This is a genomic window from Vibrio sp. 10N.286.52.F8 (genome assembly GCF_041468745.1).
In the GTDB taxonomy this organism is placed as follows: Bacteria; Pseudomonadota; Gammaproteobacteria; order Enterobacterales; family Vibrionaceae; genus Vibrio; species Vibrio crassostreae_C.
Map to the genome: position 1 here is coordinate 71,723 of NZ_JBFRJF010000016.1, position 16,422 is coordinate 88,144.

Genomic DNA, 16,422 nt, shown 5'->3' on the forward strand with positions numbered 1-16,422 from the left:
AATTCTTTGTCTCTAATGGCGGCTTATGCTTTCTTGATACCAGAAGCTTTATCGCTAGCAGGGGCTTCTTCGATACAAATGGCGATGTCTTTCACTTCGTAAATACGCAGACCATCTTTGCTCAGGTTTGCGTCACCAACGATGATGCGTTTGCCGTCTTCGTCTTTAACCGCTGTGATATGTACATCGAGAGACATCTGTTTGTTCAGAGGGTTAATCTGACCACGGTATTTCCATTTCACTTCAGATTGGATTTGACCGAACTTTGGATTGCGGAAGTCAGCGCCAAGATCTTTGTTTAGCGCATAGGTTTGCATCAGCTCGATGATCGCTTCGACACCTAGAGAACCTGGCATTACAGGATCTTGATGGAAGTGGAATTGGAAGAACCAATCACTTGGGTCAATCGTACGCTCAGCGTATAGGTAACCAAGACCGTCTTTACCACCATCGCTAGTGATCTGCACGGTATCGATAAAGTTCAAACGACCGCCGGCCAATTTGTAGTGCTCTTGTACTTCACCAGTAGACGAGACAGGTGCATTGAAGTAACGCGTCGTTTTGTCTAGCAGGTTGATGTTTACATCCGGCGTGCGCTTGTTATCAACGTGCCAAGGATGAGTCACCTTACCGTTGTCCAAACCCAGTTGGTCTTTCAGTGCTGCGCCTTTGAAGTAACCAAATACCGCTGTACCTTCGTAGAATGGCACGCCGTCAGTGCTCAGTTCGAAGCTAAAGCTCTGTACGATGTTTGTACCCATCATTACGGTTGAAAGCAGGCGAGAATCGTTGGTGATCGTTTTGCCACGCAAGTCGACGTTACGCAGCATTTTGCCGCTGCCGTCTAGGTTACGGAAAAACAGTTCTTCACCTGGGAAGCCTAGTGTGGTGCCCATGTAGCCAGAGATGAAGCCGTTTGGCTGCAGTGAAATCTCCATCAACACCGAGTAAGGCATCAAGGTATGGTGGCTGTTTTCATCAAAGTACCATGCATTTTCTGGCACTTCGTATTCAGCGATACACGATGAAGGTTTCTTGAAGTCGCCACGCTTGCCGTCGATCTCAACGACACGAGTGGTTAACTGCAAGTCGCCACACGGAGTACGTGGTGGAATCATCCCACGGTAGATAGAGAAATCAGGGCCGAAACATTTTTCGATGTCGCCAGTCGCGAATTCGAACATGTGGTATGGCGTGAATGGAACCGTATCGGGTGTGCGGTTCGGGTAATCAGGCGTTACCGGAGCTTCAACATGTTGAAGAGGAATCACGCCTTTATTTGGCGCTGTTTCTAGGTCTTCAATTTGCGCCATCAACGGCGCATTTGCTGAAGCCTGCTGATTAATGGCGGGTGTATGGCCCAAGCTTTTATGGTCCAAGTTTTCGATAACAGGGGTCGCGACAGCTGTTTCTAAAGAAGGCAGGTAACGAGTACATTCGTCATCTTCTTTGATCATCACACCCAAGTTTTGGAAATCAACAATCACTTTGCCATTCAGTAAAATATCGATGTTAGCTTTCGCGTATGGGCGAGGGCTTAGACCAATCTCGGTCACTTCCATGCGGTAAGTCAGTTCTGCCGATTGTGGTAGAACTTGACCACGACAGCGTACTTGTTGAGGGGCATTTTCAAGCGGTTGGAAACGACCATTTTGAACAAGCGTGTGCATGCCAAGGTGCATCATGAAGAATTGCAGCAGTTGACCACAACCTTCTGCCATCAAAGAGCCAGCCATTACTGAGTCATCTTTGAAGTGACAAGGGAAGTACCAGTGCTCAGGCTCTAGCTGTTTGTGACCTTCAATCAGACCAAGTCCCCATGTGCCACCTTGCGGTTCAACACGGCTAACCTTTTCGATCATCATGAACTTCTCTGCGCTGAAGCACAAAGAAGGCTGGTGGCGATCAGATTGGTGAGTCGGGCCAAAACACTCTGCAATGTTAGCAGTCAGTAGATGACGTAATTCTTGGTGGTTAAACTGGGTTTTAGGGCAGTGCAACATAGGGTCGAAGCGTTGCTTAGTTGCAAGCTTACGAGCCTTGATTTCATCTTCAGTGTGAATAACACCTTTGCCGTCAGCCAGCTCTTCGTCAGTGAAGAAGCCTGCACAACCGTTATCCATTTTCAGGATCATCTTGTCGCCAACGAAACATTCGTACGAGAAGAAGAACAGTAGCGTGTCGCCATTGCGAGCAAAGCTGTTGATTGAGATGTCGTAACGCAGCGTATCGCCACCACGAGGCAAGTCGCCAAGGAAGGTCAGCGTACAATCAAGCAGGCGATAAACACGTTCGCCTTTGTTTTCGAAATCAATGCCTAAGTAGCTGATCAGCATGAGGTCACACTGACCTGATTCTACCGCCACTGCCCAAGGGATTTGACCATCAACAAGATACGGCGCATCAACTGGGATGTCGTACTCTGTGGTCATAGTGCTTGGCTTGTACTCATTCACTGTCGCGTTGAGCTTAGTAACACGAGATACCAATAGGTAGTCTGTAGTTGGTAGGCGAACGCGGCGCGAGTAGCTATCGATGATCGCGTAGTCAGGGCCAAATACATTGGCGATGTCGCCTTCAGCGTATTCAACCAGATCATCGTAATCCCAAATGCATGGTTTACGGATAGGTTTTACTGGTGCTGGTGTCGCAAGTACATTTACTGGCTCTGACTGAACCTGAGCCGGTTGAGCTTGAACAGACTGAGCTGATGTTTGTTGACCATTCGTTTGTTGAGAAAGGGCATTGCTATCTAAACCAGATGTCACTGCGTTTAGCTGTGCTTTTAATAGCGCATCAGCCATTTGCATGCCTTGGGCACGAGTGTGCAGGAATGCTTTGTGTACTTGCTGAGCTGCTTGCTGATTTTGAGCAAAAGCTTGGTTGTGTGGTGTTACAGACGGCTGTAATGCTGCATCCGTATTGGCGTCGATTTGAGACACGTCATTTTTAGCGGATAGGACATGAGTCATATTGCTGTGGTTACCTGTTAGCTGACTGTGGCGAGTTGGCGCCAGAGTAGGGGATACTGATGTAGGAGTTTCGATGACTGGCTCTACCGCGTTCTGCGCTAATGCTTTCTTCTCTAACTCTTTTTGCACAAGAGCTGCTTGAATGCTTGCTGTCGTTGGAATCGACGCCACTCTTGTTGCTTGTTTACCAGAAGCTTTCTGTTGAATCGTTGCCAAGTTGGTCACTGGGGTTTGGGCAATATGTTGATAGATATCACGACCACCAAGAGTCACTTGCTTAACTAATTGACGTTTAGCATCGCTCGCCAGTTCATTGCTTAAACGAACGGAAAGTGATTGAGATTCAACACTCGATTGGCTCAGTAACAGCTGCGAACATTGGCCTTCGCTGATGTTGGCAACAATCGCGTTCTTAGAGCGGACATTTGGATTCAGTGGCTCATGGTTCAGGTTGAGCAGACCGTGTAGTAGGCTTGCCATGCCAGAAGCAGCAGAGCAATGACCAACACGTTGACTCGCTTGAGTCGTCCTTGTGCTCGCTAAACTTAGAGACGAAGACTGATATGACGAAGACTCTGGTGCATGGTTAAGCTCAAGCAGAGAAACATCGTTCGAGCTCATACCGACTTGAGTCAGTAACTCATCAGCAACGGCGTTGTTATTCTCGCTTGAACCAAAGGCCAATGCGTTGATGCTGCCGTAAGCCGTATCTTGGTTGCTCGCTACTTGACTATCTTCAACAAGAACAATTGCACCTGCGCCTTCGCCGACATTCCAATTGCCGTCTTGCGGTTGGCCGAACTTTGGAGAAAGTGACACTGGGCTCACGCTGTTCTTGAGAATCACATGTTCCGCACTGCCGCTTAGGTCGACGGCTGCAATCACAACGGCGTCCATGGATTCTTGCGACATGAGGTTTTGCGCGACATCGATACAACGAGCAACTGACTGTTCAGCGGCTGAAATCGTAAAGGCAGGGCCGTTAAAGTCCCACAATGAAGAGATACGCGAAGCCATGATGTTGCCGATGAAACTGGTGTATTGGTTCAGCTTGGCTGCGTCCATCACACTGTCCATCGCGATGGTTTCTAGCGATTGGTATTCGTCTTGTGTTAGCTCAATACCCATGTTGGCAAAGCTGTCAGCCAGTTGGCTATGCAGGTTTACGCGTCCACGGAATTGGTGCATCTCAAGCTCTGTTTCCATCGCAACGAGTACTGCAACCTTTTGGCCTGCTACAAGCTTGGCATCTTTGATGGCTTCGTCTGCAACTTTCATCAGTAACAATTGCTGAGAGATCAAACGGTCATCTTCATTAGGCGGCACTTTAAAGCGCAGGAAATCGAGATCGAATTGATCGATGTATGCTCCGTTTGGAATGCCGTGTAAACCAAACTGATTCAGTAGTTCTGGATGTTGGTCTAAGCCTTTCCAGCGTTTCTTAGGCAAAGCAATGAAAGCATCGTTGTTGGTTTCAATTGCAGTGCTCAGCGCGTTGATACTTTGCAGAGAACCGAAGTGAGACGCTAGGCCAGTAATGCTTAAATTAGACGGTTGTAGGCTTGGAGATGCCGACTCTAAAGTCTGGGTTACATGACTCGTGTCTGAATACGCTTCAAGCAGTAAGTGAGCGTTACAACCACCGAAACCAAATACAGAAACACCCGCGCAGCGCTCTGAGTTACCCGCTTTACTTGGCCAAGGTTGAACCTGTGTTGGTAGGGTCTGTGAACCAAATAAACCTTCTGGTGAAGACAGTGGCTTGTCCAAATTAATACTTGGAGGAAGCACGCCTTCTTTCATCGCAAAGATCATCTTCATGATCCCCGGCATACCCGCCGCAGTCAGTAAGTGGCCGAGGTTGGACTTCGCAGAGCCAATCGATGGCGGGTTAGAACCATTCAATTTGTCAGCAAAGAAACGCTCCATTGAGGTTAACTCAACCTTGTCACCTAATGGTGTGCCAGTTGCGTGACACTCAATCACTTCAATGCTGTCTGGTGTTAGGTTTGAAGCCTCGTAAGCGCGTTCAAAGGCTTGTACTTGTCCTTTGCTGTTTGGGCTTAATACGAACTGGCCACGGCCATCGTTCGACAAGCCAATACCACTGACAACTGCATAGATATTGTCGCCATCATGTTCTGCATCAGCTAAGCGTTTTAGGACTAAAACACCGGCACCTTCGCCAGCAAACAGACCTTTACTGTTGCTATCAAACGGAACCGAAACACCGTGGTCAGGGTAAGCGTGGAAGATGGAAAAACCCATGTTGATAAAGAATGGGTCAGCACCGGATACTGCGCCCGCCAACATCATGTCGGCTTTGCCCGTGTTCAAGTAATCACACGCTAACTTCAATGAATACACGGAACTTGCACATGCGGCATCTAGGCTAAGTTGGACGTTGCCTAAACCCAATGCATCAGCCACTAACTTAGAGGCGTTGTGTGCTGCCGCACCGTTGATCGGGTTGAGGTCTTGCACGGTTTCATTGGTTGGCAGCAGTGAAAACTGGTCATTAGCCAATTTAGCTTGTAGTGCTTTCTCGACCACCGAGTGATACATCGGCAGAAACAGATCGTTTGAGCGTGTGGTTGGGAACGAAAGGGCACCCATGATCACGCCTGTGCGCTCTAAAACATCGGCATTCAGATCAATGCCAGCGTCGACTAAAGCCTTACGACTGGTGTCCAAAGCCCATAGGAAACTTTGGTCAACACCGTTGAATGACTCAGCTGTTAAGCGGTAGCCATTGCTGTCGAAATTGAAGTTTTCGATGTAGCCGCCTTTATCACAGTAAAAGCGGTCTGATTCGCCTTGCACGCCCTGATAGCTTTCAGGTTTAGCACCTAACTTTTCAGCGCTTAATGTGGTGCGAGAATCTTTTTTATCTAGCAAGTTTTGCCAAAAGTCTTTTGGCGTATCCGCTTCTGGATACTGGTTAGCAATACCAACAATCGCGATCTTATTGCACTTCACTTGCTGCTTATTCTTAGTTTGAGCTTGATATTGAGATGGCTTCGATTGAGAACTCATACTAGCTCTCCTTGATGATTCACTGCGCTGCATTGAGACACACCACTTAATTGCTTAGCGGTGGTGATCTGTTGTTCTAGCCCTTGAATAAGTGGCTCGACAGACAGTGGAATTTGATGAGTAATGAGCTGACCAATGCATTTGATGAGCGTGACAACATCATCACCGCCTTTGGCATTGGAAGCGATTGAGCAGTACTGGTCTGCTACGTTGTCGCTACGATTGATCTTGTCGATCAATGTGCTGGTTTGACGATCGGCACCCACTTCAACAAACAGGCGAGCACCTTGTTGACGCGCACTCTGGATCAACGCGGTGAAATCCAGCGTCGAACAGAAAGTGTCGGCAATCGAAAGGGCGATGCTGTCGCTGTCTATATTGATTGGTTCGCCAGTCGGTAGACCTGCTGCGCTGATAAAGCGGATATGCTTTGGCAATTCGTCGAACAGTGGTTGTGTGTAAAACTCACGCACTTGGCTATGTTGGCTCAATGCCGGTGTGGTGTGCATTGCGGTAACACGATTCGCGGCAATGCCACGTTTACCCAGTTTCTTGAGCAGAGCACGACAGGTGCTTTCACAGCCTGCCAGTACGCAAGTGTCACCTTGGATAATGGCAAGGTAAGCACGTGGAAACTCTGGTAACAGAGCCTCAATCGCTTGCGCATCACTGCGAACCACAAAGCTATTCCATTGGATGCTTTCGTCGCCGTTCAGCTGCCAATCTTGACGTACTGCGGTGAGTTCGCCAGAAATAGCCGTGGTGAAGATAGGACTGGTTTGAGTCATCTCAATCAGCGCATGCGGATTTTTCCAAACATTTAAGCTGGCCCACATGGAGGCTTCACCCTTGGAGTAACCCAAAGCGAAATCTGGCTGCACTTTGAATTCATCACACAAGAGCTGCGTTAGTAAATAACTACTGCCGACACCTGCAATTGCCAATTCACTGAGCGACATTTCTTGCGAGTTTTCTGCGTAGGTTTTGTCAGCCTGCAGCATCTCTTTCAAGTTACCTTCGCGTTCTAAGCGAGCAAATAACTGTGGGAAATGGTGGTGAAATTCGCGCAACATGCCGGGATAAACCGTGCCAACACCAGGGTAAACAAATGCAACGCCACCTTTGCTTTGAGACATCGGTGAGAAACAACTGCCTGCTGGCGTTTTGTAGTGGCTATTGTCACCCACTACTTTTGGCAACGCATTTTCTATCGCGGTGATCTCTTGTAGTGCAGCCTCAATTGAAGCGGCTTGAATCACGATGTTCGCACCACGGCCAGCATGGTGTTGAACGCTTTGAAAGTGGCTTAGGTTTGAATGCATCACGCTGGCGATAGCAAGTTCATGGTCTGCCGATTCGTTAACGCATTTAAGCTCTTCTCTTAACGAGGTTAACTGAGAAACCAGTTCGGCTTGGTCATTGCCAGAAACTACAAACATCAAACGCTCGCTGGATAGCAAGGGCTTTGGCTCGTGCAAACCGGTCGCTTGAGTCAATATCAGGCTGGTGGCTTTTGGGCTATCGTCACTGAAAGTTAACGCAGCAACACGTGCTTTGTTTGGCTCAGTGAACCAGTAATGGTTAGGTAATGAATGGCTCGGTAATGAACGGCTCGATATCGCATTAACTATATTCAACAATTCATCAAACTGCTGCGAAGCCGATAAGTCAGAGTGTTGCTGTTGATGACTTAAATCTGTAGCGGGGCGGCGCGCAATATCCAGAGCAAGCTGAACGCTATCTCCAGTAGCTGTATCTACAAAACCCGCTAGATAAGCGTGTGGATGAATCTTGTTTTGAGCAGCATTCAGCGCACTCAACATCAACAATGATGGTGAGTGAGAATCCAAACAGAGCTTAACCACGCCACCTTGATTGACTGCCTCGATGGCGTGAGTAAGTGCTTGATTAAAATTGCCATCAACCACAACAGTAACAATCTCTGGAAGCGAAGGTGATAAGTCGGCAGAAAGCTCAGCCGCATTTGCTGGCTGAGCTAAAAGAGCGATGCGCAATGGCATCGCTTTATTAGTAGGAACAGTCACTATGACAATTGCTCCTTTTCTGCGTTCTTAGTCGCCTCTTTTTTCGATACTGCAGAGCTAGACTTCGGCAAAAATGCGTCGTTTAAGCTCTTGCTGATGGTGACTTTGGCACCTTTCATTACCGCACTTAAACGACCATCTTGGTGGTAAAGCGAGATATCAGCCTGCAGTGAACGAGCCGTGCTTTTTATCACGCTCAGTTCTAGCCAACCTTGGTCACCATTGTGCATCGGTGCGTAACAAACAAACTCACCAATTGCAGACGGTAGACTTGCCGCGCCGTACTTCAATCGAGCCCATACCAGCATTGCTTGCAACAGATAATCTTCAGCAAATGGTTGGCTATCGCCAAAGCCTTGCTTCGGAATAAATGATCCGCAGTCGCTGTTTTCAATCTGAGGCAACTGGCATTGAGCCAATAAGCCTAAGTCGTCAAAGCGTTCGACTGAGGTAATACCTTGCAGTCTTGGTCCGTGAAACAGAGTGCCGTCACTGTATAGAGCTTGTGCCGTTGTTACAGGTGCTGAAGTGTTGGCTTCAAAGCGCTTTGTCGACGCTTGTTGAACATATTCAGACACTTGCACAGCAGCGATTTGCAACTGAGCTTGATACTGTGGTCGTCCTTGGCAGCTGATTACTGCTTTTAGCTGATCTTTTGATTTAGCATCAGAGGAAAGAACCAGTTTCAGCTCTTTCACTTCATCAGTATCAAAAATCACACCTTTCAGCAGTTTGTAGTTGTGAACGCTAACGTTCACCCCTAACAGTTGCTCTGCGACTTCACGCATCCATTGGATGGCACACACTGTCGGTAACACTGGGTTACCGGCAATGCAGTGATCTTGAATGAAAGGCAATGCCTTTGGATCAAGATGACGTGTCACAGTAATGCTTGTATTCAGCGGACTCTCTGCAAGGTGCACAGACTCCGCATTAAGCTTTTTTACAGCAGCTTCCTTGTTGTTAGAACCTTGCATGCTCGTACCAACCAGCAGTTGAATGCCAGTTTCGTTCAGTAGTTGAGAACTAAATAGCTCTGCACCCGCCTGAAGAGGAATTACGTACACACCGCGCTCTGTAAACATACGTTTCAGTGCTGCGTTGACCATGCCACCGTCCCACGGTCCCCAGTTGAAGCTCATCACTTTCGCTTGAGGGTTACGAGCAGACAGCTGTAGAGCCGCTTTGTTCAGGATCTCGTTGGACATTGAGTAATCGCTTTGGCCTGTGTTTCCGTAGAAACCCGCCGCCGAAGAGAACATCGCAATCAGTTTTAGCTTGCTGCTATCAAGACCACCAAGAACCGCTTCTAGTCCGCCCACTTTGGTGCCGTAAACCATGTTCAGTTCATCAAGCGTTTTGTCTTGAATATGCTTGTCAGCCAGTACACCTGCACCGTGGATAAGACCTGTGATGCCTTCGAAGTTTGCCAGTGTTTTTGCTACTGACTCATGGTTCGATACATCTAGGCTTAGGTATTCAGCGCTCGCGCCGATCTCATTGAAAGCGGCAAGTGCTGCGTTGATTTCAAGGCTGCTCAATACAGGTTTTAGCAAGGCATCTACTTTCTTCGGCGTTGGTTTGTCACCTGTTGCTTGTAGGTGAGCGATAGCCGCTGGTTTTAGCTCTTTCTCTTGCTTACCTTGTGCCCACTGAGGTAGCTCAACTGAAGTAATATGCTTACTACGACCTGCAAGAACGAAATGAGATTTACATTGCTTAGCAAGCGTCAGTGCACATTCAAACGTCACGCCTTTAGCGCCACCAGTTACGAGAACTTTGTCGCTCTTGGTGAGTTGAGCGCCTGTGTTTTTAGTTTGTGCAGCGCCTGGTGTTGTCGCAATCAGTGTTGCACGACCAGATTCACCGTTTTCCGTATGGCTAAGGCCGATTTCAACCGTGTTGGTATCGATATCGAACAGTTCACCTGTGATAGCTTCAGCTAGGTGACGAGCATCAATAGAAGCGTCAGCATCCAATGCACGGCAGAATACGTTTGACCATTCATGGCTCAGTGTCTTAGTTAGACCAGATAGGGCCGCTTGGTTAAGTTCTGCATTCGCTAATTGCTTAGTATCTAGGTAACCAAAGCCACCATCGATACGGCTTAGTGTGAAGAACACGCTACGACCAGAAACGGCATTCAGTTGGCCATTTAGGTGCTTGGCGAATAAGAACGCTGTCGTCAGTGAAGCTCTTGAGTCTGCATTCAAGTTAACCGCTTGCTCGTTGCTTTGTTTAGCATCAACGATAGCTTGTAGGTGAATGAAGCCAGCAATCACTTTGTTCGACGTTTTAAGGTCTGCTTCGATGTCGTTAATAATTGCAGTCACACCAGCATCATCGACGCTGTTGAGTGTGTAGCTTGCGATTTCACTGTTTAAAGGTGACGCGGCAGAAAGAGCACTACGCACTACAGCAACTTGAATGCCGTTAGCGGTCAACTTTTCTGCTAGAACACCGGCGTTGTGACCATCATCTGTGATCACGACACAAGCGTCTTTTGAGAAACAATCGACGAGTTTATCTGCCGCTGGTAGCTTTTTTAGCGCTACCTCATTGTGTGGAGGAAGTTCCGCTGTCGCTGTTTCTGCGATAGGCGTTACTGATTCAGCTTTAGCAGTCGCTACAGGTGCAGCAACGGATAGCTTGCTTTGCATGTAGGTAACGATTTCACCAAGAGTACGACACTCAGCTAAGTCTTCAGGGTTTAGCTCTGGCAGCGTTGGTAGCTGGTCTTGAACCGTACCCAAGATCTCAACGCGTTTAATCGAATCGATACCAAGGTCAGCTTCCATGTCCATCGCTAGGTCGAGCATTTCTGCTGGGTAGCCTGTTTTGTCGGCAACCACTTCCATCATAGTTGATTGAACGTGAGCAGGGTTTAGGTCGTTGCTCGTGCTTTCTACAGTTGCTGCAGCGACTTCTGGAGCCGGTGTTGCGTTAGGATCTTCATTAGCGCCTAGCTTGCTGTTCATGCTTTTAGTATTCATGTAAGCAACGATTTCACCCAGAGTACGACACTCAGCTAGGTCTTCAGGGTTTAGCTCTGGCAAGGTTGGTAGTTGGTCTTGAACCGTACCAAGGATCTCAACACGTTTGATTGAGTCGATGCCAAGGTCAGCTTCCATGTCCATTGCTAGGTCGAGCATTTCTGTTGGGTAGCCCGTTTTATCCGCTACTACGCTCAACATTGTGCTTTGAACTTGTTCTGCGTTTAAACCGTTTGATACTGCTGGCGCAGATGCTTGAGCTGCTACTGGAGCAGAAGCTGGAAGCTTGCTGTTCATGTAGGCTACGATTTCGCCTAGAGTGCGACATTCAGCTAAGTCTTCAGGGTTTAGTTCTGGAAGAGTAGGCAGTTCATCTTGAACCGTACCTAGAATTTCAACACGTTTGATTGAGTCGATACCAAGGTCTGCTTCCATGTCCATTTCTAGATCTAGCATTTCAGTCGGGTAGCCCGTCTTCTCTGCTACCACTTCTAACATGGTTTTTTGAACGACAGCCGCATCTAGACCATTGCTAGCTGTTGCCGGAGCAACTACTGGTGCTTGTGAAGAGACTGGAGCAGAAGCCGGAAGCTTGCTGTTCATGTAAGCAACGATTTCGCCAAGAGTACGACACTCAGCTAAGTCTTCAGGGTTTAGCTCTGGAAGAGTAGGCAGTTCATCTTGAACCGTACCAAGAATCTCAACACGCTTGATTGAATCGATACCAAGGTCTGCTTCCATATCCATTTCTAGATCAAGCATTTCCGTTGGGTAACCTGTCTTCTCAGCAACCACTTCTAGCATGGTTTGTTGAACGATTTTTGCATCAAGACCATTAACTACAGCAGCTGCTTGAACTGGTGCAGCTTCATTAGTTGAAACTCCAGAAGGCATCTTGCTGTTCATGTAGGTAACGATTTCACCAAGAGTACGACACTCAGCTAAATCTTCAGGGTTCAGCTCAGGTAGGTTTGGCATTTCGTCTTGAACGGTACCAAGGATCTCTACGCGCTTGATTGAGTCGATACCAAGATCTGCTTCCATGTCCATTTCTAGATCAAGCATTTCCGTTGGGTAACCGGTTTTCTCAGCGACCACTTCTAGCATCACTTTTTCAGCATCGGCTGATTGTACTGCTACTGGTACAGCCACAGGAGCTGGTTGCGCTTTAACTGGCACAGGTTGAGCTGCAACAGGTGCTGCTGCTTGAGCCGCTACTTGTGGTGCAGGAGCTGCTTTCTGTACTGGCGTAACTTGAACAGACTGAGCTTGAACTGGTGCGGCTTGGACAGCAGTCGCTTGTACTTGAGCTACAGGCTGTTGAACGATAGCTGCTGGAGTAGTAGTTAGAGTAGCTGGAGCTGGAGCTTGAATCGCAGGCTGAGCATTTACAGAAGCAACGAAGGTTGGTTGTGCCGTTTGTACTGAACCTTGCGTCAGCATATTAAGTGCTGAGTTGTTGCTGTGTGCTTGCATCTCTAGGTAATGAGCGTGAGCTTTTAGCGTTTCAGCTTGGTGCTGGTGGAACATTTCCATAGAACGCTGTAGGTTCTCAGGAATTGCTACGCCTGCTGTTGCCATTTTCGCTTGCTCAGACATTAGGGTGTTGAACGTGTCACCGTATTGCTGAGGAATTGCAAGGAACTGCTGATGTACTTCTGCTGCTTGTTGTTGAGCATTGAAGAACGATTGCAGTGAAGACTCATCAACCGTTACTTGAGCTGCAGGCTGACTAGTCGCTGGGGCTGTTTGAACCACTTGTGATTGTGGAGTAGCTGTTGCTACTTGTGCACTTGGTGCCGGAGCAACTGACTGTTGTACATTTGAAGCTTGAGGAGCAGCCACAGGTACTTCAACGATTTCTGTTTTAATCACTTCTTTTTCCACGATTTTCTCGACTTCAACTTTCACTTCAACAATCTCAGTCTTTTCGGTGACGTTGCCCGAAGCCAATGATTGATCCATTTTCTTACGAGTAGCAGGGCTGATGTAGTTGGTTGCATTCAGCTTGATGTTCATTGGTGATGCCTTTGCAGGTTCAGCAATGTCAGCTTGGTAAGGGTCAATGTTGTCTAATGAAACACCTGTCACGCACAGTTGAACCGCAGCTAAACGAAGCTGTTGGTCACTGTCTCCTTTAGGGCTTGGGTTGATGCTGATTGCGTAAAGTTCTTCGTTTTTATCAGCCAGTGTTTTCTCAACCAGCTTTTGAAGAATGTTTTTCGGACCGAACTCAACGAATACGCGCGCGCCTGCTTCATACATCGCTTCAATTTGCTCGCTGAAACGAACCGATTGCAGCATGTGTTGTTTGAATGCTTTCTTAATCGCTTTAGCGTCTTTGCTGTGCAGTTTGCCCGTTGCGTTTGAGTAAAGCGGCAGCGTTGGAGCGCTAAATGAAGCTTTATCAATTGCAGCTGCAAATGGCTTTTGAGCATGAGCAACAAGCGGGGTGTGGAAAGCACCAGATACTGGCAGAGCAATTGCTTTGAAGCCTTGCTCAGTTAGCGCTTGGGCTGCCTGCTGAACGGTTGCTGTTGGACCAGCAATAACCAATTGAGTCGGAGCGTTGTAGTTGGCAATGCTCACGCCTTCGAATTGGCTGATGCAGCTTTCAACGGCTGGAAGTTTGTCTGCGTCTAGAATGACCGCAAACATAGTACCGCTGTCGCCTTGTTCAGGTGTCGCCGCCATCGCATCGCCACGAGCGAAAGCTAGTTGGTAGTAATCGTCTTGCGAGATAACACCCGAAGCACATAGTGCGCTTAGTTCACCAAAGCTGTGGCCTGCAACCATGTCTGCTTTGAAGCCAGCTTGAGTCATGATGTCGAACTGACCCATAGACACAGTACCAATTGCACTTTGCGCATTGGCCGTGTTGGTTAACACCGCTTCTTGAGCTTTGGTTGCTTCTGGTGTGAAGGTTGGAATGGGGAATAGAATTTGGGACAGAGCCGTCTTCTTGTGCTGACCAAATACTTGGTCCGCTTGAGCAAGCTGTTGGCGCATCTCTGGGTAATGACAAGCAAGCTCGCGACCCATGTTGAGATATTGCGAACCTTGACCTGCAAATAGCGCTGCTACTTTACTAGTGCCGTTTTCAGCAATCAGTGCTGACTCACGGTAGCTAGTACCGTTTGGCATCTGCCAATGTGCTTTGGTTTGGCTCTCAAGCATAGGAATCGCTTGAGTCAGTTGCGCTTGAAGGTCTGCTTGGTCAGTGACAACTAAACCAAGACGAGCATGCTTAGCGTCAACTTCGCGTAGAGCGTGTTGCTCAGCAAGCGCTTCCAGTTTGAACGCTGCATCTGCAGTTTGAGTTGAAACCTGTTTAAGTTCATTGATCAGTGCTTGACGAGATTCTGCGCTGAATAACAGAGTTTGCGGCACTTGGCGTTGACGGTATTTGTCACCGCGAGTGTGCTCTGGTGTGTACTCTTCCAATACCACGTGGAAGTTAGTGCCACCAAAACCGAATGAGCTGATACCTGCACGGCGTGGTGTGCCGTCGACACGTTTCATCCAAGGGCGCGTTTGTGTGTTTAGGTAGAACGGCGAGTTTTCGATATCCAGTTTAGGATTCGGAGCCGATACGTTAATCGTTGGCGGCAGTACTTTGTGGTGCAGTGCTAAGGCAGCTTTGATTAAACCTGCAGTACCCGCGGTTGATTTAGTGTGACCAATTTGAGATTTCACAGAGCCTAACGCAATGTGTTGCTTCTCTTCATTGTTCTCACTGAATACCGAGTTTAAGCCACCAAATTCAGCAACATCGCCTGCTGCAGTACCTGTGCCGTGCGCTTCTAGTAGGCCAAGCGTGTGCGGTGCGAAACCTGCATCATCATAAGCACGTTTGAGTGCTTTTGCTTGTCCTTCAGGGCGAGGCGCGTAAATACTCTTGAACTTACCATCCGAAGAAGAACCGACACCTTTAATCACTGAGTAGATTCTGTCGCCGTCACGTTCAGCATCTTCAAGGCGCTTAAGAGCAACCATGCCGATGCCTTCACCAATCATCATGCCTTTTGAATCGATGTCGAAAGGTTGAATGGTTTCGTTTGTAGTGAATGCTGGGGTTTTAGAGAAGCTCATGTACATGGTTGGTGAGTTATCAGTACACACACCACCAGTGATCATCATTTCACTGCGGCCTTCAACCAGCTCGCTCAGTGCCATGCGCATTGCGGCTAGAGAACCTGCACACGCAGCATCTACTACACAGTTGATGCCACCAAGGTCAAAGCGGTTAGCAATACGACCTGAAATTACGTTACCTAATGAACCAGGGAATGAGTTCTCTTCCCAGTGGATGTATTGGTCTTGGAATTTTTTGATCAGCATTTCGCTGTCTTCGTCGTTGATGCCACTGCTCTTGAAGACTTTTTTCAAAACAGGGTATTGAAGACGAGCATTCAAGCTTTGAGCGATCTTCTGACCACCGCCTACACCGAGTGTAATACCGATCTTATCGCGATCGTAACCTTCAGGAAGTTTCGCATCTTCAAGTACTTCTTTTGCCACGATCAGAGATAGCAGCTGTGACGTATCAGTCAGTTCTAGGATATTTGGCGGAAGGCCGAATTCCATAGGGTTGAAGTCAACTTCTGGGATGAAGCCACCGCGCTTACAGTAAGATTTGTCTGGCGTAGTACGATCTGAATCGTAGTAATCTTCTGGGCGCCAGTGTGTATCAGGCACTTCGGTAATTGCATCGATCTTTTCGCTGATCAAATCCCAGAATTTGTTTAGGTAGCGAGAGTTCGCAAACATGCTTGCCATACCAACGATAGCAATAGGCATGTCTTTAAGACGTTTATTAAGTCGAGTGTCGTCGACTGATTCCGGTGTATTTTTTTCGGGTTGGCTCATTATGAGTCTCCACTTGAAATCACTGAGGGCGATGTCGTGTTTTGAAGCTGCGATTTTAAATAAATCGAAAATAAATCTGAGACAGATTTGGGCAAACGCAGCTGAAGAGTAAGGCTGCCGAAAGTTGGCCACCTGACTGAAATAGGGGGTGCGAAGTACAGTGACTTGCAGGGGTTGATTACGTTTTTCATGCGAGAAGAGGGCATTCGAATGTGAGGTTAATGTCCATTTAAATCCTGTCCAAAGTACTGCTTTATGCAAAGCAGGTATCCGCAATAAAAACGTGTGAATTTGTTTAATGGTTGAGCAGGCTACCCGAGGTGAGTGGCCGATACAATGCTCCCAGAGGCCACTATGATCTGTTCAGACCAGATGATTTTACTGAACTTTTGTTTTTTGTATTTTTAATGCAATTAACTTATTGATAATTAACGGGTCTGAGTGGTTGTTTAGTGTTTGTACTCTATTTTTTGACTTGGTGAGATCTATGTCAGATTTTTGTAAGTA

General features: G+C 47.7%; 3 protein-coding genes. All 3 read right to left on the reverse strand.

From position 1 onward, the window contains the following. Positions 1–23: 23 nt before the first annotated feature. From AB4133_RS10210 to AB4133_RS10220, 3 genes are read right to left on the reverse strand one after another with little or no spacing between them, the layout of a single operon-like run. Positions 24–6,008 (reverse strand): beta-ketoacyl synthase N-terminal-like domain-containing protein, encoded by a 5,985-nt coding sequence (locus AB4133_RS10210; protein WP_372224356.1) that lies wholly within the window; start codon positions 6,006–6,008, stop codon positions 24–26. Continuing rightward, positions 6,005–8,053 (reverse strand): PfaB family protein, encoded by a 2,049-nt coding sequence (locus AB4133_RS10215; protein ID WP_372224358.1) that lies wholly within the window; start codon positions 8,051–8,053, stop codon positions 6,005–6,007. Before AB4133_RS10215 ends, AB4133_RS10210 begins: the two co-directional genes overlap by 4 nt. Next, positions 8,053–15,915, reverse strand: a complete 7,863-nt coding sequence (locus AB4133_RS10220; RefSeq protein ID WP_372224360.1) for a phosphopantetheine-binding protein — start codon at positions 15,913–15,915, stop codon at positions 8,053–8,055. Before AB4133_RS10220 ends, AB4133_RS10215 begins: the two co-directional genes overlap by 1 nt. Positions 15,916–16,422 lie beyond the last annotated feature (507 nt).

Bases quoted from the DNA above. Each gene is read 5' to 3' on its own strand.
- AB4133_RS10220 (WP_372224360.1), bottom strand. From the start codon at position 15,915: ATGAGCCAACCCGAAAAAAATACACCGGAATCAGTCGACGACACTCGA.
- AB4133_RS10210 (WP_372224356.1), bottom strand. From the start codon at position 6,008: ATGAGTTCTCAATCGAAGCCATCTCAATATCAAGCTCAAACTAAGAAT.